The organism is Arthrobacter sp. Soil736 (assembly GCF_001428005.1).
Lineage (GTDB): Bacteria > Actinomycetota > Actinomycetes > Actinomycetales > Micrococcaceae > Arthrobacter.
The window spans coordinates 76,552-102,310 of sequence record NZ_LMSB01000013.1; the positions used below are offsets into that span (position 1 = coordinate 76,552).

A 25,759-nucleotide genomic window follows, 5' to 3' on the forward strand; every position below is an offset into this window, starting at 1 on the left:
GCTACCGCGGACCGTGGACCACGAAAGAGAGAAATCATGACTACACGTGCGACCATTGCACGCCACCGCGCCGAGGTCACCAAGACCAACTCGCTGGCCGTCATTGCCAAGGCTGTCGGCGACAACGCCGGTGGAGTAGGCCGCCAGGCCGCAGTTATCGCTGCTGCTTCCGGACTCGTTCTGACCAGCGGCATCGCCGCCAACGCCGCGGAAACCAACGTTCAGCGGGAGTCCGCTCCTGCTTCGGCTCTTGAAGTTCAGTCCGCTGCGCCGGCAACCATTTCCGCCGCTTCGAGCATCGCCATCTCCTACGAGAAGCCTGCTGTTTCCACCACGCCGGCTCCCGAGGCTCCCAAGCCTGTCGTCCAGGTCCAGGAAGCGGACCCCGCAGCTCCGGCGGTGGACGCCGCCGTCTCGGCCTCCGTTCCGGCAGCGCCGAAGACCTCTTCCGGCAGCGGCATGGGCGCCTCGATCGCCGCTGCTGCCTACGCACAGCTGGGTGTCTCGCAGGACTGCACCGCGCTGGCCACCAACTCCCTCGCAGCCGTGGGCATCAACTACCACGGCTGGCCGGCAGGCTACCTGTCCCTCGGCCGGACGGTCAGCGCCGCTGAGGCCCAGCCGGGCGACCTCGCCTACTACGAAAACGGCGGCATGGGCATGGCCCACATCGCGGTGTACGTCGGCAACGGCCAGGCTGTGCACGGCGGCTGGAACGGCGGAACCACCGCACTGTTCAGCGTCAACGTCGGCTCCGGCCCGGTCTTCATCCGCGTCGGCGGCTAAGACTAAAGCCCAAGGCTTACAAGGGACCCCTGCCACTGCGGCGGGGGTCCTTTGCGTTCCCCCCTGCGATTTTCCGGTCCGACACAGGACGGCCGTCCGCACCCCCGATTCGCTCATCTGCCCCGTCAGTGTTTACTCTTGTGGTGTCGATCCATAGCCCGGACAAGCAGAGGGCAGCCGGCCCTCGCGCCTCTGCCGGGTGCGGCCGTGAAGAGGTATGTGCATGCGCACTCTCGTTCTGAATGCTGGATATGAACCGCTGGCGGTAGTCACCTTCCGCCGGGCGCTGGTCCTTGTGCTCACCGGAAAAGCAAGCGTGGTGGCCGAAGGCGACGATCCTGTCGTCGGGCCGCAGGACATCATGGGCCGTCCGTCCGTGATTCTCCTCAACCGCTACATCCGGCCGCGGTACAACATGATCACCGCCGTGAGCCGCCGCGGCGTCCTCCGCCGGGACGGTCACCGGTGCGCGTACTGCGGCAAGGCAGCCCACACCATAGATCATGTCCAGCCGAAGTCCCGGGGCGGTGCCGACTCCTGGGAAAACCTCGTCGCGGCCTGCCTCCGCTGCAATAACGTTAAGGGTGACCACACCCCCGGTGAAATGGGCTGGAAGCTCCGGTTCGTGCCGGCCCCTCCCGTGGGCACCATCTGGCAGATCAAGGAACTGGAGAAGCCCACGCCGGCGTGGGATCCCTTCCTGCTGCCGGAGACCGCCGCCTGACCTGCGCCGCACTACGCTTGGTACGTGGACTTTGATGCAATAGTTCTGGCCGGCGGCCGTTCCGCGCGCCTGGGCGGCACGCCCAAGTCCGGGTTGATGTACGACGGCGCCACCCTCCTCGAGCGATCGATCGCCGCTGCCGGGGGCGCGAGGCGCATCGTGGTGGTGGGCCCGGAACCGGCCGGCCTCCCGGCCGGCGTGCTGAGCTGCCGTGAGGATCCGCCCTTCGCCGGACCGGCGGCGGCCATCGCCGCAGGACTGGCGGCCCTCTGGCAGGCCCGGACGGCAGGCGAGGACGATGCTGCGATGGTGCTGGTCCTGGCCTGTGACATGCCGCGGGCGGCCGACGCCGTCCGCGCACTCCGGGATTCGGCCGCTGCCGCCGGGGCCGGCAGCGTCATGGCCTCCTCCCCGGACGGACGGCTGCAGCCGCTGGCCGGTTTTTACCGCACAGCCGCGCTACAACGCGCCGTCGACGACGCCGAGGCCGGCGGTACGCTGACGCATGGGTCAGTTTTCGCTCTCCTTGCTAGGCTTGACGTGCAGGCTGTCACTGTCCCTGCCGGCTCCACGGATGACGTGGATACCTGGGACGATGCCGCCGCACTAGGAGTGGCCGCGCGGGAGCAATGATCCGCATCCGCAGCGCCGCAGCAGCAGCAGTCGAGTTTTGGAGGCAGGCATGAAAAGCCAGGACGAAACCCTTGAGGAGTGGTGCCGGCTGCTGCTTCGGGCGTTCGAGCTCGAGGACGTGGACGTGGACATCAACGAGGTACTGTCCCTCGCCGGGGTTGCTGCGCACTCGGTTGTCCGGCCAGCGGCTCCGCTGACCACTTTCATTGCCGGCTTTGCCGCCGGTCTAGCCTCCGGTGCGGGCCAGGCCACCGATTCCACATCGATGAAGGCCGCCATGGACGTGGCCCGCTCCCTGTCGCAGGCGTACGCGGCCGACGAGCCGCAGGGCACTGCCGTTCCGCCCGCTGCGGACGGACCAGCCGGCGTTCCGGCTCCCAGCGGGACACCGGGGGAATGACCGCCCCATCCGAACCCCCTCCGGCCGACGCCGCCCCGCAGGCTGACGCGCCCGCCAGGCATCTGGCACATACCTGGGAAGAAGCCCGGCAGGCCGCCTTCGACTGTGCGGCCCCCATCCCTCCCGGCCCCGTTCCGTTGCGCGCGGCGTTGGGACGGACCCTGGCGGCCGATATCACCGCGCTGCAGGACATGCCCCACTACGCGTCCTCCGCGATGGACGGATGGGCCGTCAACGGCACGGGGCCCTGGATCCTGGCCGACCCCGGGCAAGGGCTGGCGCCGCACCAGGCGAGCGTTATCGTGACCGGTGGGCTTCTTCCACCGGGCGCAAAGGCCGTGCTCCGCAGCGAAAGCGGCGTCATGTCCACGGACGACGACGGCCTGCCGGTGCTGGCCCTGGGCGGCACGGCCCGGCCCGGCGAACCCCGCAACGGACAGCACATCCGCAAAGCCGGCGAGGAGGCCGCCGCCGGCGATGTGCTGGTGAAGGCCGGCACCACGCTGAATCCCGCCCAGCTGGCCCTGGCTGCCCTCGCCGGTTACGACGACGTGGTGGTGCTCGGCAAGCCGGTGGTGAAGCTCGTGCTGACGGGCGCCGAGGTGGTGGACCACGGCCTGCCGGTCCCGGGACAGGTGCGGGACACCTTCGGCCCGCAGCTGGCCTCGGTGGTGGAAATGCTGGGCGGACTCTGCACCGAGCAGGTCCGGATCGGGGACAGCTACGGCGAATGGCTTGAAGCGCTCGAGGACGCCAGCAGTTACGCAGGTGACGCAGTCGCCGGTGACGCCGCGGCATCCGGCCCTCCGCCCGACGTCGTAATCACCACCGGAGGCACCGGACGATCCGGAACCGACCATTTCAGGCGTGCTGTGGCGGAACTCGGCGGAAGGCTGGTGATCGACGGCGTGGCCATGCGGCCGGGACACCCGGCCGTCCTTGCGGAGCTGCCGGACGGCCGTTTTGTGCTGGGCCTGCCCGGCAACCCGCTGGCGGCCATGATGGCGCTGTCCACGGTGGGCGCGCCGCTACTTTCCGCACTGGGCCACGGGGCCAACCCGCCCGTGCAGGACGTCCCCTGCGGAACCACGATCGACCCCGACCCCGGCAGGACACGCCTCATGCCGTTCCGGCTCCTCTACGGCATGGCCTCGCCCGCCCAGCACACGGGCCCGGGCATGATGCGGGGCCTGGCCTCCGCCGACGGCGTCATGGTGGTCCCGCCGCACGGCGTGCAGCTGGGCGGAATGGTCCCGGCCTTCGCCCTGCCGTGGGGGCCGGCCATCCCCGAACCCAAGACCGCCGAATCCAAGCCCAAGGCGCCGGCGCGGAAAGCGGGAAGCAGATCCTCCGGCAATCCGGCAGCGCAGGACGGGCCCGTGGACTGGAGCGCGCTGCTGGACTGAGTGGGTGGACGTTGGTGTCCAGCCGCCTCGCTTGCAATGATGGAGGCATGAACAGCCAATCAGCGGGGGTAGTCCGATGGGGCGCGTGACGCAACGACGCAAGGTGCACCGCTACGTCCTCGACGGTTCGCCCGCGGCACTTGAATTTCCCGTCCGGCACCGGGAAGACGTGCTGGCCGTGGAGGAGCCCCTGGAGATCCGGCTGGGCGGTCTTTCCTACTCCGTGACCATGCGCACCCCCGGGGACGACTTCGACCTGGTGGCGGGGTTCCTGGTGTCCGAGGGAGTCATCTGGGACCCGGACCAGCTGATCTCGCTGAGGTTCTGTGCGGGGGAGGACGAAAACGGCGTCCAGACGTTCAACGTGGTGGAAGCACAGCTCAGGCCGGATGTCGCCTTGCCGGACACGGGGCGGCATGTGTACACGTCCAGTTCCTGCGGCATCTGCGGCACGGACTCGATCGACGCCGTCAGGAAGTCCTCGCATTTCAACCCGGCGGAGGACACACTGACGGTGCCCCTCGGAACGCTCGCCTCCCTGCCGGACCTGCTCAGGGAGGCTCAGACCGTCTTTGACACCACCGGCGGCGTGCACGCCGCCGGCCTGTTCAGCATTGACGACGACGGCGGTGCCCGGCTTTTGTGCCTGCGGGAGGACGTGGGCCGGCACAACGCCGTGGACAAGGTGGTGGGCTGGGCCCTGCGTGAGCGGCGCCTGCCGCTCACCGGAACGGTGCTCCAGGTGTCCGGACGGGCGTCCTTTGAACTCGTGCAAAAAGCGGCGCTGGCAGGGATCCCCGTCCTCGCCGCCGTAAGCGCCCCGTCCAGCCTGGCCGTGGAGCTCGCCGAGTCCACCGGGATCACGCTGGCGGGCTTCAGCCGGCGGACCAGCCTCAACGTTTACGCAGGCTCCGGGCGCATCGCCATGCCCGCGCCACTGCCCCGGTAGCGGCTCCGGACCCTTGGCTATTGCACCGGGACGCAGTAGATTTTATCCATCGAATGGACACGTTGATCCGCTTTTCAAGGCAGTTAGCCTGCCCGGAGACCAGCTGACCGCGACGCCCATGCCCGCAACGTAAGCCAGCACTGCGCGCTCCAGCTTCAAGCATTAAAGAGGAACACATTGCACGACGACCGCCGGATCACGGAAGTCCGTCTCGACCGCTTTCTCCGCGAGCGGATCACCCCAGCGATCTACACGCGAACCACGCCGCTTGCACTCACCAGCTGGGACGTCCCGGATGAACCGGTTCCCGTGATGGAGGCCCTGCGGCAGGAATTCCTGCCGCAGGAACACGGTGCCCCCTGGGGCAAGCCGTGGGGCACCAAGTGGCTGCGGCTCCAGGGCGAGGTGCCGGATTCCTGGGGCACCGCACCGGACACCGAGGTGGAGATCGTGGTGGACCTGGGGTTCACCACGGAGATCCCCGGATTCCAGTGCGAGGGGATTGCCTGGCGGCCGGACGGCAGCATCGTCAAGGCCATATCGCCGCGCAACCAGCACATTCCGTTGAAGCTCCTGGGCAGCGGCATGGCTGTGGACTTCTATGTGGAGGCGGCAGCCAACCCCGACGTCGCCCAGGGCTGGAGCTTCGCGGCGACCCCCTACGGAGACAAGGCCACGGCGGGGACCCAGTCCCAGTACCGCCTGGGCAGCATTGCCATTGCGGAGCTGAACCGGACCGTGTGGGAGCTCCAGCAGGACGTCTGGACCCTGAGCGGCCTGATGCACGAACTGCCCACGGAACTGCCGAGGCGCCACGAGATACTCCGCGCCCTGGAACGGATGATGGACGTCATAGATCCTGACGACGTTGCGGGCACCGCCGCAGCCGGCCGGGCAGCCCTGGCCGAGGTGCTGGCGAGGCCCGCCTATGCCTCCGCCCACCAACTGCTCGCCACGGGCCACGCGCACATCGATTCCGCCTGGCTGTGGCCAGTCCGGGAGACCATCCGCAAATGCGCCCGGACGTTTTCGAACGTTGTTGCCCTCATGGATGAGGATCCCGAGTTCGTGTTCTCCTGTTCCTCCGCGCAGCAGCTGGCCTGGATCAAGGAGTTCTACCCGGAGCTGTTCGCGCGCATCCGCGAGAAGGTCAGTTCCGGCCAGTTCGTCCCCGTGGGCGGCATGTGGGTGGAATCGGACACCAACATGCCCGGCGGGGAGGCCATGGCCCGGCAGTTCCTCGAAGGCAAGAGCTTCTTCCTGGACGAGTTCGGCGTCGAATGCAGGGAAGCCTGGCTTCCGGATTCATTCGGCTACTCCGCCGCCCTGCCGCAGATCGTCAAGGCCGCCGGCAGCCAGTGGTTCCTCACCCAGAAGATCTCCTGGAACCAGATCAACCGGATGCCGCACCACACCTTCAACTGGGAGGGGATCGACGGCACACGCCTGTTCACCCACTTCCCGCCTGTTGACACCTACAACTCCGAGCTGAGCGGCAGGGAACTCGCCCACGCCGAGCGCAACTACCGCGACCACGGGCACGGCACCGTCTCCCTCGTTCCCTTCGGCTACGGCGACGGCGGCGGCGGACCCACGCGCGAAATGCTGGCCGCCGCCCGCCGGACGGCCGATCTGGAGGGCTCGCCCAAGGTGCGGCTCGGGACCGCCAGCAGCTTCTTTGAGCAGGCCCAGGCCGAGTACACGGCGCTGCCCGTGTGGGTGGGGGAGATGTACCTGGAGCTGCACCGCGGCACGTACACCAGCCAGGCCCGCACCAAGCAGGGCAACCGGCGCAGCGAGCACCTGCTCCGCGAAGCCGAACTGTGGTGCGCCACAGCGGCGGTCCGCTCGGGCGGGCAGTTCGCCTACCCCGCGGCCGAACTGAAGCGGCTGTGGCGGCTGGTGCTCCTGCAGCAGTTCCACGACATCCTGCCCGGGAGCGCCATCGCGTGGGTGCACCAGGACGCGGAACGGAATTACGCGGCCGTGGCCAAGGGCCTCGAAGCGGTCATCGGCCAGGCAGCCGAGGCCGCCCTCGGCGAAGGCAACGAAGAGTTCCTGCTCAACGCCGGTCCGCACGCACGCGACGGCGTTCCGGCGCTCGCGGCCGCACCGGCCATCCGGCCCGTCGAATCCGTCCGGATTACGGCGCAGGACGGCGGCTTCGTGCTGGACAACGGCATCATCCGTGCCGTGCTGGATGACAACGGACTGCTGACCTCGCTGCGGGACCACGCCGGGGGCCGCGAGGCCATCGCCCCGGGACAGTTCGGGAATCACCTGGAACTGCACCGCGACACGCCCAACGAATGGGACGCCTGGGACATCGACGAGTTCTACCGGCGGAACGTCACCTCCCTGACCGAGGCGGCCTCGGTGCGGCTGGAGCAGCCCGGCCCGGACGCCGTCGTCGTGGTGGAACGGCTCTTCGGTGCCTCCCGGATCACTCAGCGCATCACGCTCGCGGCCGGCAGCGCCGCCCTGGGGATCTCCACGGAGGTGGACTGGCAGGAGCGCGAGAAGCTGCTGAAGCTGGGCTTCCCGCTGGACCTCAGGGCGGACCGCTCAGCCGCGGAGACGCAGTTCGGTCACGTCTTCCGGCCCACCCACGTCAACACCTCGTGGGAGGCTGCGAAGTTCGAGATCTGCGCGCACCGCTGGATCCACGTGGCCGAGCCCGGATACGGTGTGGCCATCGCCAATTCCTCCACGTACGGGCACGACGTCGCCCGGAACATCAGGGACGACGGCGGCACCACCACCACCGTCCGGCTCTCCCTGCTGCGCGCGGCGAAGTTCCCGGACCCCGAGGCCGACCGCGGCCGGCACGTGCTGGACATCTGGATCCGCCCGGGCGCCGGCATCGCGGAGGCCGTGGAGGAGGGCTACCGCGCCAACCTTGCGCCGCGGACCGTCAAGGGCGGGCACCCGGTTGAGCCGCTCTTCTCGGTGGACAACAGCGCCGTGGTGATCGAAGCCGTGAAGCTGGCCGAGGACGGGTCCGGCGACGTCATTGTGCGCCTGTACGAATCGCTCGGCAAACGCTCCGCCGGGCGGATCACCGCCAACTTCGCTGCGACCGGAGTCCGGGCGGTGGACCTGCTCGAGCGGCCGGTCGACGCGCCGGGCGTTGCGGCCGGGCGGGACGCGGCGGAACTCACCCTGCGTCCGTTCCAGCTGGTTACGCTGCGGTTCGCCCGCTAAGCGCGCAGCCGGAAGTCGCAGCCGGAAGTCGCTGCACGAACTCTGCCGGAAGTAGCGGTCAGAATTCGTGCAGCAGGCGCCGGACGAACTGCCGGGTGCGTTCCTGGCGCGGGGCCCGCAGCACTTCGGCGGCGGGCCCGCGTTCCACCACCACTCCGCCGTCCATGAAGATGACTTCGTCGGCCACCTGGCGGGCGAAGGCGAGCTCGTGGGTGACGATCACCATGGTCCAGCCTTCCTCCGCGAGTTCCTGGATGACGCCCAGGACCTCGCCCACGAGCTCCGGGTCCAGGGCCGAGGTGGGTTCGTCGAACAGCAGGAGCTGCGGCTTCAGGGCGAGTGCGCGCACGATGCCCACGCGCTGCTGCTGGCCGCCGGACAGTTCGAACGGGTAGGCGTCGCGCTTGTCCGACAATCCCACCCGGGCCAGCAGCTTCTCCGCGTCAGCTATGGCTTCGGCGCGCTTGCGCTTCTGCACCTGCACGGGGCCCTCGATGACGTTCTGCAGCACGGTCATGTGGGGAAACAGGTTGTAGTGCTGGAACACCATGGCGCTGCGGTCCCGGAGGTCCGAGACGTCCTTCTTGGACACCTTGGCGGAGAAATCCAGCGCCAGGTCCGTGCCGGTGTCCGTATCCGCGAAGGTGACGGTCCCGGCGTCGGGCGTTTCCAGTCCGTTCAGCGAACGGAGCACTGTGGTCTTGCCGGAACCGGAGGGCCCGATCAGGGCCACGACATTCCCGCGGCGCACGTCAAGGTCGATGTCCCGGAGGACCACGTTGCTGCCGAAGGCCTTGGCCAGATTGCGGACGGACAGCACAGGCTTGGCCATCGGGGAGGCGCCGCGGGCCGGCCTGTCCCCGGGCTGGCTAGTGGGCGACATAGCGGTCCAATCTCTTTTCGAGGGCGGATTGCCCGGTGGACAGCGCCAGGCAGACGACCCAGTACACCAGCGCGGCCTCGAGGTACAGCACCATGAACTCCTGGCTAAAGGCCGCGATCTGCTGGGCGTTGCGGAAGAGCTCCGTCACCAGGATCAGCGAGGCAAGCGACGTGTCCTTGACCAGGGAAATGAAGGTGTTGGACAGCGGCGGCACAGAGACCCGGGCTGCCTGCGGCAGGATGATCCGCCGCAGGGCCTGTCCGCTGGACATCCCGATGGTGTGCCCGGCTTCCCACTGGCCCTTGGGCACGGAAAGGATGGCGGCCCGGATCACTTCGGCGGCATAGCCGCCGACGTTCAGGGAGAACGCGATGATGGCACTCGGCCACGGGTCCAGCTTCACTCCCAGGCTCGGCAGGCCGTAGAAGATCACAAAGAGCTGCACCAGCAGCGGGGTGCCGCGGATCACCGACACGTAGAACCTCGCCGCCCCCGATACCACGGCGTTCCGGCTCAGCCTCATGAGCGCCACGAGCAGGGCCAGCGCCAGGCCGAGCACGAACGAGGCCAGGGTCAGGGGAATGGTGCCGGTGACGGCTCCGGTGACGATCGGGCCGAAGGAGCTCCAGACGAGGTCCCAGTTGAACGGCATCTACTTGGTGACGTCCGTGCCGAAGTACTTCTCCGAGATCTTCGCCAGCGTGCCGTCGGCGCGGAGGTCGGTCATCGCCTTGTCTACGGCGGCCGTGAGCTCCGTGGAACCCTTCCGGAAGACGAACGCGCTTTCCGACTTGTCTTTGGTTTCGGCGGCAATCTTCAGGCCGGCATCCGGATTGGTCTTGGCGTAGTCGAGGTAGGTCAGTTTGTCGTTGACGACGGCGTCCACCCTGCCTTGACGGACCAGCGCCACGGCCTGGGCCCAGCCCTCCACGGACTGGACGTTCGCGCCGGCATCCACGGCCAACTTGTAGAAGTTGCTGGTGAGCGACTGGGCGGTGGTCTTGCCCTTGAGGCTTTCGAAGCTGGTGATGGAGCTGTTGTCAGCCTTGGTCACGACCACGCCGTTTGAGACTGTGTACGGTGCGGAGAAATCGTACTTGGCCTTGCGCTCGGCGTTGATGGAGATCTGGTTTGCGATGGTATCGAAGCGCTTGGCGTCAAGGCCGGCGAAGATGCCGTCGAACTGGGTCTCCTGGAACGTGGCCTTCACGCCGATCTTGTCCGCGACGGCCTTGGCGATTTCAACGTCGAAGCCGGTGAGCTCGCCTGCCCCCTCCGCGTGGAAGCTGAACGGCTTGTACGTACCCTCGGTGGCGATCACGAGCTCACCCTTGGATTTCACATCGCTCAGCGACGTGTCCGAGCTGCTGGCGGCCGGCGCCTGTGAACCGCCGCAGGCCGACAGGGCCAGCGCCAGGCCGGCGAGGGTGGCTGCGATTGCGGTGCGGCGGGAGTGGACGCGGTTCATGGCGGGGACCTTTTTCTTCGGGTGCAGATGCTTGTTCAGGTGCAGATGCTTTGTCGCGGCGGCCGGAGCCGAATACTCCGCGAGACTACTCCTTGCAACGCATTTGGAAAGACCTTTTATTTCGCCATCTTACGGGGCGCCAAAGGGCCGTTAAACAGGCTGAGTGGGGGCGGTCCCCAACGGCCGCCACCACTCATCCCCCCAATGTGTGATCCGGCAGGCGCCACGACCTTCGCACATCGGCGGGGCCAGGCAGCAACTGCTTTCACACATTCATGATTCTCTCACGGTCTAATGATTTTGTGAATCCCGCGTTGCTACCCTTCAGTACATGACGTTCCGAGTCCCGCCCATCCGTTGTGCCCGGACCCGGGCAAGCCACACCATTACCAGTCCCGACGCGAAGAACAACACGGCACTGTTATTGACCACCAGGCGCTCAAGAGAGACGGCGGGAGCCGCAAAATCAAGCAGGAATCCCGCAGTCGTAGCAACAGCTCCCGCCGCCATGAGGCCTGCTCCCGCACGGACGAGCGGGGGCAGCCTGCTCCCGAGCGTGCGGACCAGTGAAGGCAGCAGGGCAAGCGAAACGTACATCGGGTAACCCCGGGCCGTGGCCCAGTAATAGGGCAGCAGAGCGGCATTTCGCGGACTCCTGCTGCTGGCGTCCGCCAATCCCGGAGATGAAGCTGAAATGTCCATCAGCAGGAACAGCGTCACCAAGGCCGCGGAAAATAGCCCGAGCACGCCGAGCCCGATGCGCCCGGAAATCAGGGCGTAAGCGTCCCTGGCGCCAAATGCCCTGCTCACACGGAAAGCCACCAGGTAAATCGCGGCGAAAACGATGAGCCGCAACAGGAGGCTGGCGATGTTGATGCCGCCAAGAGCCCGGTCTATCGGGAGGTAGAACACGTCCAGGCTCAGGACACCGGCCGCGGTGGCAAGGAGAAAGATGAAGAACAGGGACCGGTTGGTGCCGCGCAGGGCGCTGGGAATCCGGGCGAGCGTGGCAGCCGCGCAGACGATCAGGGTGGTCCACTGCAGGATCTCTCTCATCCGAGGTTCTCCAGGATCATTTCCGATTGTTCCTGGTCCTGTTCCTGGCGCCGCAGGGTCTTTCCCATCGCCTGGAGGCGGTCTCCCGCCAAAACTGTCAGGTCGCCGTCCGACAGCATATCGAGGGCTGCCTGGCGGGCGCCGGGTGTCCAGCCGGCTTCGGCTTCCGTGACGAGGCCGGTGGCCACGAGGCCTCCGGTGAGTCCGACGCCGGCGGCGCGTGAGGTGGCGATGGCCACCTCGGGCGCCATCCGGTTTGCGGTCAGCTGTGCCGAGTAGTTCTGCGGGGCGATGCCGGTGGCGGCGGAGACGCGGTGGCGCCGGGCCGAGCGCCAGCGGTCCGGGCTGCGGTGCTTCGGAGCCGTCCGGGGCCGGACCGGTCCCGGAACGGGCGATCACCGCGCGCAGGAGGTCCACGGTGGAAATCTGGCTGACCAGCTCCCGCGGCGTGGGCGGGACCGGCTGGTCCCCGAGGCTGGTGTAGATCTCGAAATAGGCCAGCGCCGCCACCGGGTTGACGTTGAAAGCACGGCTGATGCTCACAACGGTTGCCTCGGCCACCTTGCCCCGGACCAGCTGCTGGGCCAAGGTGGTGCGCTTTACCCCCGACAACCGGCAGACATCGGCCGTGCTGGTGTCCGGCGCAATGCCGTGCAGCCAGCGTTGGAAGGCTTTGGCGGGGAGGGGCATGGGACGCTCTCTGCGGAACCGATGATTGGCTTGAACTTAGCGGTGGGCCACGGGCCGCCGCGTGCTGTCCCTGGTCTTCCTGCCCGCCCGGACCTTGGCCACCCAGACCAGCGCCAGGCCGAACACGAAGCACAGGATGGCGGTGTAGTTGATGATGAACGTCAGGTAGCCCAGTGCGGGTGGAATTGCCGGGAAGAACAGGCTGAGGGTGACGGCTATCCCGCCGATGGCCAGCAGCAGCGCGCTGATCCGGAGGAGGGCCGGCAGGGTGCTGCGCACCGCGCGCAGCATGGCCGGCAGGAGCGCAAGGCAGACATAGGCCGGGTAGGCCCGGCCGGCAGCCCCGTAATATTCCACCAGGGCTCTGTTCCGTTCATCCTTGGCGTAGACGGCCATCATCCCTGCTGACGATCCCCCGGTATCCATGAAGGCGAACAGAACCAGCAGGGCCACCGAAATCAGCGCCAGGATTGCGGAGCCGGCATGACCCCTAATGAGCCGGAGCCCGCGCTGGTCTCCGAAGCCGTTCGCGATCCGGATGCCCAGGAAGTAGATCGCCCCGAAGATGATGAAGCGCAGGAGCAGGTTGGCCAGGTTCGTGCCCCCCAGCAGGCCGTCAATTAGCAGATAGGGGCCGTTGATACTCAGGAGGATGGCCAGGGTCATCAGCGCAAGAACGTAAAACAGCGACCTGTTCTTCTTGCGCACCAGAGTCGGGACCCGGGACAGCGCCGCAGCCGCGCAGACGATCAGGGTGGTCCACTGCAGGATCTCAATCATCCCAGGTTCTCCCAGATCTTTTCGGTTTGTTGATGGTCGTGTTCCTGGCGCCGCAGGGTTTTCCCGAGCGCCTGGAGGCGGTCTCCCGCCAAAACTGTCAGGTCGCTGTCCGACAGCATATCGAGGGCTGCCTGTCGGGCGCCGGGTGTCCAGCCGGCTTCGGCTTCTGTGACGAGGCCGGTGGCCACGAGGCCTCCGGTGAGTCCGACGCCGGCGGCGCGGGAGGTGGCGATGGCCACCTCGGGCGCCATCCGGTTTGCGGTCAGCTGTGCCGAGTAGTTCTGCGGGGCGATGCCGGTGGCGGCGGAGACGCGGTGGCGCGGGCCGCTCCGCGGCCGGCGCGGAGCGGGCAATGACCACGCGCAGGAGGTCCACGGTGGCAATCTGGCTCACCAGCTCCTGCGGCGTGGGCGGGATTTGGGGGCCGGCGAGGTCGCGATAGGTCTCAAAGTAGGCCAAGGAAGTGACAGGGTTTACGTCGAAGGCCCGGCTGATGCTCACAACGGTTGCCTCGGCCACCTTGCCCCGGACAAGCTGCTGCGCCAAGGTGGTGCGCTTGACCCCCGACAACCGGCAGACATCGGCCGTGCTGGTGTCCGGCGCAATGCCGTGCAGCCAGCGCTGGAACGCCTTGGCGGGGAGTGGCATGGAACGCTCTCTGCTGAACGAAGGGGTGACACTGTGTCGGCGGCGGACAACGTCGATTTTACGCAGCCCGCAGCATCAACTATGCTAGATGGTCGAACCCGTTGGTCCGTACACCCCCCAAGTCCGGACCAGCGGGTTCTTTCATGCCCGCCGGAATTTTCTGGCCAATACGGGCAGCAGTGAGAGGATGGACTAATGACTGCAACCCTTGTTGCCAAAGAACTTTCGGGCGGTCATGATCACCGCACCCTTTTCTCCAAGCTCTCCCTCACGGTTGCCCCCGGGGACGTTGTTGGCGTGGTCGGCGCCAACGGTGCCGGCAAATCCACGCTGCTCCGGCTGTTGGCCGGCGTGGACCAGCCGCAGCAGGGCAGTGTCAGCCTGGCCCCGGCCGATGCCTTCGTGGGCTGGCTTCCGCAGGAGCACGAGCGGATGGCCGGCGAAACCATCGCCGGGTACATCGCCCGGCGCACCGGCTCCGCCCAGGCAACCCAGGAGATGGAAGCCGCCGCCGAGGCACTGGGCGCGGGCGCCCCCGGCGCCGACGACGCCTATTCCCTCGCGTTTGACCGCTGGATGGCCTCCGGCGCCGCGGACCTGGACGAACGCATACCGCCGGTCCTGGCCGATCTGGGCATGGACGTCGGCCCGGATGCTGAAATGACCGGGCTCTCCGGCGGCCAGGCGGCGCGTGTTGCGCTGGCGGCCCTGCTGCTGAGCCGCTTCGACATCGTGCTGCTGGATGAACCCACCAACGACCTTGACCTGGACGGGCTGGCCAGGCTGGAAGCCTTCGTCCAGGGTCTCCGCGGCGGCGCGGTGCTGGTCTCGCACGACCGCGAGTTCCTGGCCCGCTGCGTGACCACCATCGTGGAATTGGACCTCGCCCAGAATTCCGTGGCCGTATACGACGGCGGCTACGAGGCCTTCCTGGAGGAACGCGCCGTCGCCCGCCGGCACGCCCGCGAACGCTATGACGAATTCGCCGCCACCAAGGCGGACCTGGTGTCCCGGGCGAGGACCCAGCGTGAGTGGAGCTCCCAGGGCGTCCGGAACGCAATGAAGAAAAACCCGGACAACGACAAGATCCGCCGCGCTGCCAGCTCCGAATCGTCGGAAAAGCAGGCGCAGAAGGTGCGGCAGATGGAATCACGCATTGCCCAACTGGACGTCGTGGAGGAGCCCCGCAAGGAGTGGCAGCTGCAGTTCAGCATCGGCCAGGCCCCGCGGTCCAGTTCCGTGGTGGCGACGCTCCGCGACGCCGTCGTCCGGCAGGGGAGCTTCACCCTGGGGCCGGTGAACCTGCAGCTCAACGCCGGCGAGCGGATCGGCATCACCGGGCCCAACGGGGCCGGCAAGTCGACGCTGCTCCGGCTGCTGCTGGGCGTGCAGGAACCTGATTCCGGGGATGCGTCCCGGGGAGCGTCCGTGGCCGTCGGCGAGATCGACCAGGCCCGGGGGCTGCTGGCCGGCCACCTGAAACTCGCGGATGCGGTGGAGGCCGTGCTGGCGGATCAGACATCAGCGGAGGTCCGCACCCTGCTGGCCAAGTTCGGACTCAAGGCGGACCACACCGCCCGCACCGTGGACTCGCTGTCGCCCGGTGAGCGCACCCGCGCTGCCCTTGCCCTCCTGCAGGCCCGCGGCGTGAACCTCCTGGTGCTGGACGAACCCACCAACCACCTGGATCTGCCGGCGATCGAACAGCTGGAGGAAGCGCTGGAAAGCTATGAGGGCGCCCTGCTGCTGGTGACACACGACCGGCGGCTGCTGGAAAACGTCCGGCTCGACGTGCGCTGGAATGTGGACGACGGCGTTGTCACCGAACTCATGACAGGCAAGATGGAGCAGAAACAATGAGCATGGATGGCGTGGCCTGGCGCTCGCTGTACAACATCACCCGGGCCAAGAGCGGCTCCAAGCCGTTTTCCAAGGAGACGCTGAAGCGGGTCCTCGGCTTTGCCAGGCCGCACCGCGGCAAGCTGATCGCATTCGTTACCGTGTCCATCGCCATGGCCTTCCTTGCCGTGGCAACACCGGTGCTGGCCGGCCAGGTGGTCAACGCCATCGTTGCCCGGTCGGGCGCTGGCGAGGTGATCCGCCTCGCCGCGCTCATCGCCGGAGTTGCCGTGGCCGAGGCCGCGCTCGGCATGGTGAGCCGGTGGCTGTCCTCCACCATCGGCGAGGGCGTCATCGTGGACCTCCGCACCAGGGTCTTCGACCATGTGCAGAAAATGCCGATTGCCTTCTTCACCCGGACCCGCACCGGGGCGCTCGTCAGCCGGCTCAACAACGACGTCATCGGCGCGCAGTCGGCGTTTGCCGGCACCCTGTCCGGCGTAGTCAGCAACGTCGTGGCCCTCGTGCTGACCCTCGTGGTCATGCTCAACACGTCGTGGCTGGTCACCGTGCTGGCCATGGTCCTGCTGCCGATCTTCCTCATTCCCGCCCGGAGGATGGGCTCGCGGCTGGCCGACCTTCGCCGCGAGGCCGCCGAGCACAACGCCGCCATGGGCACCCAGATGACCGAGCGCTTTTCGGCACCCGGCGCCACACTGGTGAAGCTTTTCGGCCGCCCCGACGAGGAATCCCGCGAGTTCGCGGTGCGGGCCGGCCGTGTCCGGGACATCGGGGTCCGGACGGCGATGCTGCAATTCACCTTCGTGACGGCGCTGACGCTGGTTTCGGCGCTGGCGCTGGCGCTCGTCTACGGCCTCGGCGGCTGGCTGGCCATCGCGGGCCAGCTCGCGCCCGGCGACGTCGTGGTGCTGGCGCTGCTGCTCACCCGCCTCTACGCGCCGCTCACCGCGCTCTCCAACGCCCGGGTGGAGATCATGAGCGCCCTGGTCAGCTTCGAACGGGTGTTTGAGATCCTCGACCTCGAACCCCTCATCCAGGAAAAGCCGGACGCCGTGGAGGTCCCGCCCGGCCCTGTCGCCGTGGAGTTCGACGACGTCAGGTTCGCCTACCCGTCCGCGGACAAGGTCTCCCTTGCCTCGCTGGAGGAGGTGGCCACGCTGGACACCCGCGGCGGCGAGGAGGTGCTGCACGGCATCAGCTTCCGGGTGGAACCGGGCCAGACCGTCGCCCTCGTGGGCTCGTCCGGTGCGGGCAAGTCCACCATCGCCCAGTTGCTCTCGCGGCTGTACGACGTCGACTCCGGCGCAGTGCGACTCGGCGGCCCGGTTTCCGGCGGCCCGGCTTCCGGTGGCATGGGGTCCGGCCGGGGCCTGGACGTCCGCGACCTCACGTTCGACTCCATGCGGGACACCCTCGGCATGGTCACGCAGGACGGGCACCTCTTCCACGAATCGATCGCCTCCAACCTGCGGCTGGCCCGTCCCGAGGCCACCGAAGAGGACATGTGGGACGTGCTGCGCCAGGCCCGGCTCGAATACATGATCCGCTCGCTGCCGGACGGCCTGGACACCGTGGTGGGGGAGCGCGGCTACCGGCTTTCCGGCGGCGAACGCCAGAGGCTCACCATCGCCCGGCTGCTCATCGCCCAGCCGCGCGTGGTCATACTCGACGAAGCCACTGCGGCGCTGGACTCCACGAACGAAGCGGCCGTCCAGGCGGCGCTGGGCGCAGCGCTCGAGGGGCGCACCGCCGTCGTGATTGCCCACCGGCTGTCCACGATCCGCGCCGCGGACGTGATCCTGGTGGTGGAGGACGGCTCGATCGTGGAGCGCGGCACGCACACCGAGCTTCTTGCCGCGGACGGGCGCTACGCCGAGCTGTACCGGACGCAGTTTGCCGAGGCAACCGCCGTGGCCGAGGAAGCCGTCCCGGAGCTTTAATCCTTTTCAGCCGCACCGAGGCGTGAGCTTTCGGCATTTAGATCAGATCAAAGCGCCGGGATCTCACGTCTCGATGTGCGCTGCCCCGCATGCTGCCAGCGCCGGAAGGATGTGGTCCGTGAGCAGCGGGGCGAGGTCGGCGGGCAGGTCCGCGTCCAGGTCCAGCCAGCGGATCTCCGCGATCTCGGCCGAGGGATGGGCCACCCAAGTCCCCGGTGCCGTGAAGACGGTCGCCTCGATTTCCGTGGCGGCCTCGTTGGCGGCTTCGGCCAGCCATACGCCCATGAGCGTCAGCTCACGCGGATCCACGACGATCCCCACTTCCTCCTCGAGTTCCCGGGCGGCCGCTTGCACCGCGGTCTCGCCCGGTTCCGGCTTGCCGCCGGGGTGCATGAACTTGTCAGTGCCGCGTTTGCGGACGGTCAGGAGGCGGCCGGCGGGGTCATAGACGCAGACGGCGGAGACGATGATGCGCGGATTCACGGGTTCGAGCCTAGCTGCTCCGTGTCCGGCCGCTCCGTGTCCGGCCGCTCTTGCGGGACAGCCGCCGCGGGAAGGCGCCGCAGCACGGATTCCAGCAGCAGGTCCTTGCGGGGCCCGGTGACGTCCCAGGCGTAGCTGAACTGGTCGGGGCCCGCGAGCGAATACGTGACGCGGTAGGTGTCGGGGTCGCACCAGTGCCGGTCCTGGCTGGCGTCCGCGGAGAAACTCATCCGGTGGAACGGCCGGCCGTCGGGAAACTCCATGTCCATGGCGTCGGGGGAGTCCGTGGGCCTGAGCACGTAGTCGCGGGTGGCCGGGCCGGTGAAGGTTTCACCCTCCGCAGAAGGCCAGCGCACGGTGCCTTCCTCGTGGAAGCTCAGCACGCCGTCGTCGTCCGTTTCCGAAAAGGTGACGACGCCGGAAAAGGTTCCGCGGGTGCCGGCCGCACGGTCCACCATGGTCCGCTGCACGGACCAGCGGCCCCCACGGGCGGCCTCCGGCAGCGACGGGCCCAGCAGATAGCCGCGGAGACCGGAGCTGAGCCGCGCATTCAAGTGCCCTCGATTGGAATCGAACCAACGACACCGGCTTTAGGAGAGCCGTGCTCTATCCACTGAGCTACGAGGGCGGGCGTCCGGCGCCGCCGGTATTAGCCGGCCCGTTCGAACACGATTACAAGCATACAAGGTGACGGCGCGTACTACGCTCTTGGCATGGCCGCCGCAGCTCAAGCCCCGTCCGTCCGGGGCACATTCCTGCCTGACACCGCCTCGACCCGGCAGTACATCGGCGCGTGGGCGGTCCTCAGCGTGGTCCAGTATTTCGTGGCGGAAGCTGCCGTGATCGGGGCGTGGGCCGGCCCTGAGCGGTACAGCCGGCGGACCGGCCTCATCAGCGATCTGGGCGCCGTCAACTGCGGTGTTTTTGACGGACGCAACGTCTGCTCGCCCCTGCACCTCCTCATGAACGCGTCGTTCGTTGTCCAGGGCCTGGGGATGCTGCTGGGCGCGATTCTCCTGAGCTCCGCACTGTTGCGGATCGCCGCGAGGCCGGGCGTGCGGGTTGCGGTCACCCACGCCGGAGAGGTGCCGTGGCTGGCGGCGGTGGCCGCGCGGTTCCTCACCGGGGCTGCCGGTGCCGGAACGGTTACCGTGGGGCTGGTCCCGGAGGATGTGGGCTCGGGCTGGCATTACGCCGGAGCGGTCGTCTATTTCATCGCAGGAGCCCTCGCGCTTCTGCTGCTGGGCGGCGTGTGGCTGCGCCAGACGCCGCTGGGATGGTTCATCCTGGCCGCGGGAGGGGCGTCCACGGTGGCGCTCGTCACGGCGGGCGCCACTGGACTGGACGTCCCGGAACCGGGCGCCCTGGAACGCCTCATTGGCTACCCCATCACCATCGGCCTGGCCGCCGCGGGCCTGGTGATCGCCCAGCGCGTCCGGCAGGAGCGCGTGGTGCGCAAGGCCCTGCGGGCGGCGCCTGCCGAAGGCAGCCCTGCCTAAACCTTCGTGGCCGTGCCTAGGCCGGCGCCGGCTGCTTCCGCGCCCGGCGCCCCAGGAATACGGACACGCCGCCGATCACCAGGCTCAGCACCAGCAGCACCCAGCCGGCAACCGTGAGGCCGGAGGCCAGGGCCACCGGCCCGGGGTCGAGGTCGACAGCAGCCACCATGGAGTCAACGGCCACATTGCCCCAGAGCCGGACTACGACGAACAGCAGCGGCACGCCCCACAGCGCCCAGCGGAGGGCTTTTTTCGCCACGTTCGTGCCGATCAGAAGCAGCCACGTGAAACCGAAGATCAGCGGGAACAGGGTGCCGGCAGTCTTGTGGATGTAGCTGAGCTGGCCGCGGGCGTCGCCGTCCATGGCCCGGCGGAGCTGCTCGACGTAGCCGGCATCGAAGCCGCCGATGAGGGAATCGGGCATGGGCAGGCCGCCGGAAAGCTGGGTGAGCTGGTTCAGCGTGAGCAGGTGGACGTACCAGAACAGGAACAGGCTGGCCACGACGCCGGCTATGACTATCAGGCTGCCGTTGTTCTGGGCCTTTTCCGGGGTGCGGGCCGTGGTGGGGTTGATCACCGGAGGCAGATGGTGCTGGGGAACAGCGGCCTTTGCGCCGTGCTTCTTGATCCGCTGTGCAGGTGTCTTGGCCATGCGTCCATTATCGCCCGGCGGGAATCGACGGCGGGCATCGCCCTGAGGGCAGTCGCGCCGATAGGCTGGGGACCGTGACCGAACTAGGAAGACACAAACTGGGTAAACACAGCGCCGCCAACCTGAGCCCCGAGCTCGACGATTTTGAGCTGGCGTCCGCGCTGGTCCGCGAGGCGGGAATGCTGGCCCTGATGATGCGGCAGGGGGGCCTCGACGCCAAGCGCAAAACGTCCGTCTCCGACGTCGTCACCGCCGCTGACCATGCCGCCGAGGCGTACGTGCTGGAACAGCTGCGCCGCTGCAGGCCGGACGACGGCGTCCTCGGCGAGGAAGGCGCCGCTGTCCACGGCAGCAGCGGCCGGACCTGGGTCATCGATCCCGTGGACGGAACCTACAACTTCCTCCACGGTTCCACCTACTGGTGCTCCGCGATTGCCCTCAAGGACGAATCCGACGTGCTGCTGGGCGCCATCTTCCAGCCCGAGGAAGACAAGCTGTGGCTCGGCGGCACGGGCCGGGCCGCCACGCTCAACGGCGATCCCGTCACCACGTTCGCACCGGACGGGGCCAACCGCGGCGCCGACGAGCTTTCGCAGATCGGTGCCGCCACCTACATCCACCCCCGCTGGCTGGCGGATCCGATGTGCGCCATGCCCTGGCATGCCGCCGCCAGCTCGGCCGCCACGCTGCGCATGTTCGGGTCCGGCTCCTGCGACCTCGGGCGCGTGGCGGACGGTGAACTTGGCTGCTGGTTCCAGCACAGCTGCCCGGAATGGGACTGGCTGCCCGGGAAGGCGATTGTCGTCGCCGCCGGCGGCGCCGCCGGAAGCGTTTACGTGAACGGGCTGGAGTGGTTCATGGCAGGGGGCGCGACGGCGGTGCACCAGCTGCGTGCGGCCCTTGAGTCAGGGTCCGTGGACTAGCCCGCTGCGCGGTCTCCAGGGGTAGCGCAGGGGCGTCATCCACAGGGCGGACTGCAGTGTCAGCCCCACCGCCTAGACTTGTAGTCACCATGGATATGTTGTTTGACCCGTACGCTGACGGTCCGTTCAAGGCAGGCTCCCGCGCAGCCGCCCTCACCAAGTCGCGCCCGGAATCCGGGCAGGCGCCCGTCGAATTCGGCGGCGGCGGACCCGGCCGGGAGGACCATGCACCGGGTCCGGCCGGCGGTCCCGGTGCGGGCCAGGCAGGTGGGGGCCAGCCCGGTGACTGGGCTGCCCGGCCGCAGCTGCCGGACGCCGCCGCGCTGCTTGAGGGCCTGAATCCCCAGCAGGAAGAGGCCGTCAAACACGCCGGCAGCGCGCTGCTGATCGTGGCCGGCGCGGGCTCAGGCAAGACTCGCGTACTCAGTAACCGGATCGCCTACCTGATTGCCACCAGGCGCGCCCACCACGGTGAGATCCTGGCCATCACTTTCACCAACAAGGCTGCCGCCGAAATGCGGGAGCGCATCGAGGCACTCGTGGGCGGCCGGGCCAAGACCATGTGGATTTCCACGTTCCACTCGTCGTGCGTGCGGATCCTGCGGCGCGAAGCCGCCAACGTGGGGCTGAAGTCCAACTTCTCCATCTACGACTCCGCCGATTCCCTCAGGCTCATCACGCTCGTGGCCAAGAACCTGGACCTTGACCCCAAGAAGTTCGCGCCCAAGGCCATCCAGCACAAGATCTCGGCGCTCAAGAACGAACTGATTGACGCGGATGCCTATTCGTCCTCGGCCAACCACAATGATCCCTTCGAGCAGGCCGTGGCCGACGTCTTCAAGGGCTACACCCAGCGGCTCCGCCAGGCCAACGCCATGGACTTCGATGACCTCATCGCGGAGACCGTCTACATGTTCAGGGCGTTCCCGGCGCTGGCGGATTCCTACCGGCGCCGCTTCCGGCACGTGCTGGTGGACGAATACCAGGACACCAACCATGCGCAGTACGCGCTGGTCCGGGAAATCGTGGGCGAGGGACCGGGAGCGGCCGAGCTCACTGTCGTGGGCGATTCCGATCAATCCATCTACGCCTTCCGCGGGGCCGACATCCGCAACATCGTGGAGTTCGAGAACGACTACCCCGATGCCCGCACCATCAAGCTCGAACAGAACTACCGCTCCACCCAGAACATCCTGAGCGCTGCCAACTCCGTCATCTCGCGCAACCCGAACCGGCCCGAGAAGCGGCTGTGGACGGCGGAGGGCGAGGGCCACAAGATCATCGGCTACGTGGGCGAAAACGAACACGACGAAGCCCAGTTCATCGCCAAGGAGATCGACCGGCTGCAGGACGAGGACAACCTCCGCCCCGGGGACGTCGCCATCTTCTACCGCACCAACGCCCAGTCGCGGTCCATCGAGGACGTCCTCGTGCGCGTCGGCCTGCCCTACAAGGTGGTGGGCGGCACCAGGTTCTACGAGCGCAAGGAAATCAAGGACGCCCTCGCGTACCTCCGGGTCCTGGTCAACCCCGACGACGACGTCAACCTCCGCCGGGTCCTCAACGAACCCAAGCGCGGGATCGGCGACCGCGCCGAAGGCGCCGTTGCAGCCCTCGCCGAACGGGAGCGGAGCTCCTTCATGGCGGCCGCCCGCCGCGCCGACCAGGCGCCCGGCATGGCCACCCGTTCCGTCAACGCCGTGCTCGGCTTCGTGAAGCTCCTGGAGGACCTCGCCGAGGTCGCGGCCGGTTCCGGCGCCGCCGCGGCGCTCGAGGCAGTGCTGGAACAGACCGGGTACCTGGCAGGGCTGCGGTCCAGCACCGATCCCCAGGACGAGTCCCGGGTGGAAAACCTCGCGGAACTAGTCGCCGTCGTGCGCGAATACGAACAGGAAAATCCGGAGGGCTCCCTCGGCGCCTTCCTGGAACAGGTCTCCCTGGTGGCTGACGCCGACCAGATCCCGGATGCCCCGGGAGCCGACATCGATGCCGCGGTGGCCGAGGCCAAGCGGCTGGGCGTGGTCACGCTCATGACCCTGCACACGGCCAAGGGGCTCGAGTTCCCCGTGGTGTTCCTGACCGGCATGGAGCACGGCCTCTTCCCGCACCAGCGTTCGGCCACGGATCCCAAGGAGCTCGCGGAGGAGCGACGGCTGGCTTATGTGGGCCTGACCCGTGCCCGGAAGCGGCTGTATGTGACCCGCTCGGAAGTCCGGAGCATGTGGGGCCAGAGCCAGTACAACCCGGCCAGCCAGTTCCTCGAAGAAATCCCGTCCGAACTTGTCGAATGGAAGCGAGAGGGCACCAGCCGGCAGACGGGCGGCTGGGGGAGCGGGGCGCCGATCGGCTCGACCCGGTACGGCGGATCATTCTGGGGAGCCGGGACGTCGCGCGGTGCCGCGGCCGATTCCTCGGCGGGCTTCAACGCGGACGTTCCGGCCGCCGTCGCAAAGAACCGCGTCCAGCCGCAGAAGGAAATCGTCGCGGTCAGCGTAGGGGACAAAGTCAACCACACCAGTTTCGGCAACGGAACGGTGCTGGCGGTCGAGGGGGCGGGGGACAAAACCGTGGCGAAGGTGAAGTTCGACATCGGCGAGAAGCGGCTGCTGCTGCGCTACGCGCCGCTCACCAAACTCGACGCCTGACCGTGGCGGTTCGATTGGCCGTCCGTTGGGCGGCCGCGGTTGCGGCCGTCGGCTTGCTGGCCGTCACCGGCTGCACCGTCACCGTGCCGGATCCCGAGTACACCGCCCCGCCACCGCTGCCTGCCCTCGATCAGCTGAAGCAGGCCCCGCTGTCCGATGCCCGCGCATTCTCCGCGGGGGAGGACGTCCTGGCCTTCGTCACGGCGGACCGGAACGTGGTCTGCTCGCTGACCTCAGTGCGCGGGCCGCACGTCAACCTGCCCTATGAGCAGAACAACTTCGGCGACGCCGCCAACCGGAAACTGGCCACGGTTCCCGCAGCGCACTGCGAGCTCGCGGTCTACCCCGCGCCCCAAACCGCGGACATCAAGGACGACTGCTCGGGGACCGGCCTGGGCTACCTGGGCGGAACCGCCCTGCTGACGCCTGACCGGGCCGGATACGGCGAGTGCCGGTCCGGTGTCACACAAATGGAATCCGAATACGGGCCCCAGGGGTCACGCGCCGGTCCGATCTCGCAGCTGCCGGTTCTTCCCGAGGGCGGAAACCTGGAACGCAACGGCCTGAGGTGCTCCGCGTACGACGCCGGGGTGGCCTGCGGGAACGTCTCCGGGGGCACCGCGTTCTTCGTCAGCCGCGATCATTACGAACTCATCTCCGGGGGCGGCAAAAAGGCCTCCACCACGCCCTCCAAGGCCCCAAAAACCCCGTAATCATGCGGTTTTTCTACGCTCCATAGAATAGTGTCCTTACTCACATAACAGGTAGTCTGGAACGGGCCGGTCCGCAGAAAGGACTAGAGTTCCGAGAGGAGCATTGCGCCGTGTGGCACGTTTGAACCTGTCGCAGGGTGCGTTTATTCCGCAGCCCGGTAACCACGATTACGTGGGGTCCGGCTGTACAGAAACTACTTCGACGTAGAAGGACACTAAACCGTGGACCTGTTTGAATATCAGGCGCGCGATATGTTCGAGGCGCACGGTGTACCCGTGCTTGCTGGCATCGTGGCGCACACCCCTGAAGAAGCAAAGGCAGCTGCCGAGAAGATCGGCGGCGTAACTGTCGTCAAGGCACAGGTTAAGGTCGGTGGCCGAGGCAAGGCCGGCGGCGTTAAGGTCGCCAAGACCGCCGATGAGGCTCTGGAGCACTCCACCAACATCCTGGGCATGGACATCAAGGGCCACACCGTTAACAAGGTGATGATCGCCCAGGGTGCCGATATTGCCGAGGAATTCTACTTCTCCGTCCTGCTGGACCGGGCCAACCGCAACTACCTGGCCATGTGCTCGGTTGAAGGCGGCATGGAAATCGAGCAGCTCGCCGTCGAACGCCCCGAGGCGCTGGCCAAGGTTGCCATCGACCCCGCCGTGGGCATCGACCAGGCCAAGGCCGACGAAATCGTCGCCGAAGCCGGCTTCGCTGAGGAACTGCGCGGCAAAGTCGCCGCCGTCATCCTCAAGCTCTGGGACGTCTTCAAGAAGGAAGACGCAACCCTCGTGGAGGTCAACCCGCTGGTGAAGACCGGCGCGGGCGACATCGTTGCCCTCGACGGCAAGGTGACCCTGGACGAGAACGCTGACTTCCGCCACGCCAAGCACGCGCTCCTGGAAGACAAGGACGCTGCCGATCCGCTCGAGGCCAAGGCCAAGGCGCAGGACCTCAACTACGTCAAGCTCGACGGCGAAGTTGGCATCATCGGCAACGGCGCCGGCCTCGTCATGTCCACCCTTGACGTCGTCGCCTACGCCGGCGAAAAGCACGGCAACGTCAAGCCGGCAAACTTCCTGGACATCGGCGGCGGAGCGTCCGCCGAGGTCATGGCAGCCGGCTTGGATGTCATCCTGGGCGACGAGCAGGTCAAGGCCGTGTTCGTGAACGTCTTCGGCGGCATCACCGCCTGTGACGCCGTGGCCAAGGGCATCGTGGGCGCACTGGCCGAACTGGGCCACTCCGCCAACAAGCCGCTGGTTGTCCGCCTCGACGGCAACAACGTCGAAGAGGGCCGCCGCATCCTGGCCGAGGCCAACCACCCTCTGGTCACCCTGGCCGCCACCATGGACGAGGGCGCCGACAAGGCCGCCGAGCTCGCCAACGCAGCCCGCTGATCGAGCCTGTCGAGATCTAGGAAAG

Annotated in this window: 22 protein-coding genes, 1 tRNA gene and 2 pseudogenes; 14 read left to right on the forward strand and 11 right to left on the reverse strand. The window is 67.7% G+C overall.

Annotated elements, in window-relative coordinates:
* Nucleotides 1-36: 36 nt before the first annotated feature.
* The 7 genes from ASG92_RS10425 (at nt 37) to ASG92_RS10455 (ending at nt 8,102) form a co-directional block, all read left to right on the forward strand.
* Nucleotides 37-786, forward strand: a complete 750-nt coding sequence (locus ASG92_RS10425; RefSeq protein WP_056627606.1) for an NlpC/P60 family protein — start codon at nt 37-39, stop codon at nt 784-786.
* Nucleotides 787-1,009: 223 nt separating this feature from the next.
* Complete coding sequence (locus ASG92_RS10430) at nt 1,010-1,510, forward strand: HNH endonuclease (protein ID WP_056627728.1); 501 nt, start codon at nt 1,010-1,012, stop codon at nt 1,508-1,510.
* A gap of 24 nt (nt 1,511-1,534) precedes the next feature.
* Entirely contained in the window at nt 1,535-2,143 is a 609-nt protein-coding gene (locus ASG92_RS29730; RefSeq protein WP_056627608.1) for an NTP transferase domain-containing protein, read from the forward strand.
* Nucleotides 2,144-2,192: 49 nt separating this feature from the next.
* The gene (locus tag ASG92_RS29735; protein ID WP_056627612.1) at nt 2,193-2,543 is read left to right on the forward strand and encodes a DUF6457 domain-containing protein; all 351 of its coding nucleotides are present in this window, start codon (nt 2,193-2,195) and stop codon (nt 2,541-2,543) included.
* A complete protein-coding gene (locus ASG92_RS10445) occupies nt 2,540-3,949 on the forward strand; it encodes a molybdopterin molybdotransferase MoeA (protein WP_082579437.1) in 1,410 nt (469 codons plus the stop codon). The genes ASG92_RS29735 and ASG92_RS10445 overlap by 4 nt, the downstream gene beginning before the upstream one ends.
* A 76-nt stretch (nt 3,950-4,025) precedes the next feature.
* On the forward strand, nt 4,026-4,898 hold the full coding sequence (gene fdhD / locus ASG92_RS10450; RefSeq protein ID WP_056627615.1) for a formate dehydrogenase accessory sulfurtransferase FdhD: 873 nt from the start codon (nt 4,026-4,028) through the stop codon (nt 4,896-4,898).
* A 177-nt stretch (nt 4,899-5,075) separates the two neighbouring features.
* Nucleotides 5,076-8,102, forward strand: a complete 3,027-nt coding sequence (locus ASG92_RS10455) for a glycoside hydrolase family 38 C-terminal domain-containing protein (RefSeq protein WP_056627619.1) — start codon at nt 5,076-5,078, stop codon at nt 8,100-8,102.
* A gap of 58 nt (nt 8,103-8,160) precedes the next feature.
* Here ASG92_RS10455 and ASG92_RS10460 read toward each other — a convergent pair whose 3' ends face one another.
* The 7 genes and pseudogenes from ASG92_RS10460 to ASG92_RS10490 all read right to left on the reverse strand — a co-directional run bounded on the left by ASG92_RS10460 (nt 8,161) and on the right by ASG92_RS10490 (nt 13,627).
* Nucleotides 8,161-8,985, reverse strand: coding sequence for an amino acid ABC transporter ATP-binding protein (locus tag ASG92_RS10460; protein ID WP_056627622.1), 825 nt, complete (start codon nt 8,983-8,985; stop codon nt 8,161-8,163).
* The gene (locus ASG92_RS10465) at nt 8,972-9,637 is read right to left on the reverse strand and encodes an amino acid ABC transporter permease (RefSeq protein ID WP_056627625.1); all 666 of its coding nucleotides are present in this window, start codon (nt 9,635-9,637) and stop codon (nt 8,972-8,974) included. The genes ASG92_RS10460 and ASG92_RS10465 overlap by 14 nt, the downstream gene beginning before the upstream one ends.
* Nucleotides 9,638-10,453 carry an amino acid ABC transporter substrate-binding protein gene (locus ASG92_RS10470; protein ID WP_056627628.1) on the reverse strand — a complete coding sequence of 272 codons (816 nt, stop codon included), beginning with the start codon at nt 10,451-10,453 and terminating at the stop codon, nt 9,638-9,640.
* A 324-nt stretch (nt 10,454-10,777) separates the two neighbouring features.
* Nucleotides 10,778-11,509: a hypothetical protein gene (locus tag ASG92_RS10475; RefSeq protein ID WP_056627632.1), complete on the reverse strand. Its 732-nt coding sequence runs from the start codon at nt 11,507-11,509 to the stop codon at nt 10,778-10,780.
* Nucleotides 11,506-12,199 (reverse strand): annotated as a pseudogene (locus tag ASG92_RS10480) (hypothetical protein). Before ASG92_RS10480 ends, ASG92_RS10475 begins: the two are co-directional and overlap by 4 nt.
* 36 nt (nt 12,200-12,235) lie before the next feature.
* Nucleotides 12,236-12,979: a hypothetical protein gene (locus ASG92_RS10485; RefSeq protein ID WP_056627635.1), complete on the reverse strand. Its 744-nt coding sequence runs from the start codon at nt 12,977-12,979 to the stop codon at nt 12,236-12,238.
* Nucleotides 12,976-13,627, reverse strand: a pseudogene (locus ASG92_RS10490) (hypothetical protein). Before ASG92_RS10490 ends, ASG92_RS10485 begins: the two are co-directional and overlap by 4 nt.
* Nucleotides 13,628-13,822: 195 nt before the next feature.
* Between ASG92_RS10490 and ASG92_RS10495 the strand changes: the two are divergent.
* Together ASG92_RS10495 and ASG92_RS10500 are read left to right on the forward strand one after the other, a co-directional pair.
* Nucleotides 13,823-15,487 (forward strand): ABC-F family ATP-binding cassette domain-containing protein, encoded by a 1,665-nt coding sequence (locus tag ASG92_RS10495; protein WP_056627638.1) that lies wholly within the window; start codon nt 13,823-13,825, stop codon nt 15,485-15,487.
* The gene (locus ASG92_RS10500; protein WP_056627639.1) at nt 15,484-17,427 is read left to right on the forward strand and encodes an ABC transporter ATP-binding protein; all 1,944 of its coding nucleotides are present in this window, start codon (nt 15,484-15,486) and stop codon (nt 17,425-17,427) included. The genes ASG92_RS10495 and ASG92_RS10500 overlap by 4 nt, the downstream gene beginning before the upstream one ends.
* Nucleotides 17,428-17,490: 63 nt before the next feature.
* On the opposite strand, the gene ASG92_RS10505 is transcribed toward ASG92_RS10500, so the two are convergent.
* From ASG92_RS10505 to ASG92_RS10515, 3 genes are all read right to left on the reverse strand, one after another.
* Nucleotides 17,491-17,910, reverse strand: a complete 420-nt coding sequence (locus ASG92_RS10505; RefSeq protein ID WP_056627642.1) for an NUDIX domain-containing protein — start codon at nt 17,908-17,910, stop codon at nt 17,491-17,493.
* Nucleotides 17,907-18,464, reverse strand: a complete 558-nt coding sequence (locus tag ASG92_RS10510) for a DUF6314 family protein (protein WP_240987084.1) — start codon at nt 18,462-18,464, stop codon at nt 17,907-17,909. The genes ASG92_RS10505 and ASG92_RS10510 overlap by 4 nt, the downstream gene beginning before the upstream one ends.
* A 1-nt stretch (nt 18,465) precedes the next feature.
* Nucleotides 18,466-18,538, reverse strand: a tRNA-Arg gene (locus ASG92_RS10515).
* 85 nt (nt 18,539-18,623) lie between these two features.
* Between ASG92_RS10515 and ASG92_RS10520 the strand changes: the two genes are divergently transcribed.
* A complete protein-coding gene (locus tag ASG92_RS10520; RefSeq protein WP_056627645.1) occupies nt 18,624-19,409 on the forward strand; it encodes a DUF998 domain-containing protein in 786 nt (261 codons plus the stop codon).
* 16 nt (nt 19,410-19,425) lie between these two features.
* On the opposite strand, the gene ASG92_RS10525 is transcribed toward ASG92_RS10520, so the two are convergent.
* Complete coding sequence (locus ASG92_RS10525; RefSeq protein WP_056627646.1) at nt 19,426-20,061, reverse strand: hypothetical protein; 636 nt, start codon at nt 20,059-20,061, stop codon at nt 19,426-19,428.
* A 74-nt stretch (nt 20,062-20,135) separates the two neighbouring features.
* On the opposite strand from ASG92_RS10525, the gene ASG92_RS10530 reads away from it, so the two are divergent.
* The 4 genes from ASG92_RS10530 to sucC all read left to right on the forward strand — a co-directional run bounded on the left by ASG92_RS10530 (nt 20,136) and on the right by sucC (nt 25,734).
* Nucleotides 20,136-20,984 (forward strand): inositol monophosphatase family protein, encoded by an 849-nt coding sequence (locus tag ASG92_RS10530; RefSeq protein ID WP_082579438.1) that lies wholly within the window; start codon nt 20,136-20,138, stop codon nt 20,982-20,984.
* An 89-nt stretch (nt 20,985-21,073) separates the two neighbouring features.
* Complete coding sequence (gene pcrA / locus ASG92_RS10535) at nt 21,074-23,629, forward strand: DNA helicase PcrA (protein WP_056627649.1); 2,556 nt, start codon at nt 21,074-21,076, stop codon at nt 23,627-23,629.
* Nucleotides 23,630-23,631: 2 nt separating this feature from the next.
* A complete protein-coding gene (locus tag ASG92_RS10540; RefSeq protein ID WP_056627651.1) occupies nt 23,632-24,342 on the forward strand; it encodes a hypothetical protein in 711 nt (236 codons plus the stop codon).
* 222 nt (nt 24,343-24,564) lie between these two features.
* Nucleotides 24,565-25,734, forward strand: a complete 1,170-nt coding sequence (sucC, locus tag ASG92_RS10545) for an ADP-forming succinate--CoA ligase subunit beta (protein WP_056627654.1) — start codon at nt 24,565-24,567, stop codon at nt 25,732-25,734.
* The last annotated feature ends 25 nt before the right edge of the window (nt 25,735-25,759 follow it).

Coding starts and splice junctions, on each gene's coding strand:
- ASG92_RS10425 (WP_056627606.1), top strand. CDS start 37: ATGACTACACGTGCGACCATTGCACGCCACCGCGCCGAGGTCACCAAG.
- ASG92_RS10430 (WP_056627728.1), top strand. CDS start 1,010: ATGCGCACTCTCGTTCTGAATGCTGGATATGAACCGCTGGCGGTAGTC.
- ASG92_RS29735 (WP_056627612.1), top strand. CDS start 2,193: ATGAAAAGCCAGGACGAAACCCTTGAGGAGTGGTGCCGGCTGCTGCTT.
- ASG92_RS10445 (WP_082579437.1), top strand. CDS start 2,540: ATGACCGCCCCATCCGAACCCCCTCCGGCCGACGCCGCCCCGCAGGCT.
- fdhD (WP_056627615.1), top strand. CDS start 4,026: ATGGGGCGCGTGACGCAACGACGCAAGGTGCACCGCTACGTCCTCGAC.
- ASG92_RS10460 (WP_056627622.1), bottom strand. CDS start 8,985: ATGTCGCCCACTAGCCAGCCCGGGGACAGGCCGGCCCGCGGCGCCTCC.
- ASG92_RS10465 (WP_056627625.1), bottom strand. CDS start 9,637: ATGCCGTTCAACTGGGACCTCGTCTGGAGCTCCTTCGGCCCGATCGTC.
- ASG92_RS10470 (WP_056627628.1), bottom strand. CDS start 10,453: ATGAACCGCGTCCACTCCCGCCGCACCGCAATCGCAGCCACCCTCGCC.
- ASG92_RS10475 (WP_056627632.1), bottom strand. CDS start 11,509: ATGAGAGAGATCCTGCAGTGGACCACCCTGATCGTCTGCGCGGCTGCC.
- ASG92_RS10485 (WP_056627635.1), bottom strand. CDS start 12,979: ATGATTGAGATCCTGCAGTGGACCACCCTGATCGTCTGCGCGGCTGCG.
- ASG92_RS10495 (WP_056627638.1), top strand. CDS start 13,823: ATGACTGCAACCCTTGTTGCCAAAGAACTTTCGGGCGGTCATGATCAC.
- ASG92_RS10500 (WP_056627639.1), top strand. CDS start 15,484: ATGAGCATGGATGGCGTGGCCTGGCGCTCGCTGTACAACATCACCCGG.
- ASG92_RS10520 (WP_056627645.1), top strand. CDS start 18,624: ATGGCCGCCGCAGCTCAAGCCCCGTCCGTCCGGGGCACATTCCTGCCT.
- ASG92_RS10525 (WP_056627646.1), bottom strand. CDS start 20,061: ATGGCCAAGACACCTGCACAGCGGATCAAGAAGCACGGCGCAAAGGCC.
- pcrA (WP_056627649.1), top strand. CDS start 21,074: ATGGATATGTTGTTTGACCCGTACGCTGACGGTCCGTTCAAGGCAGGC.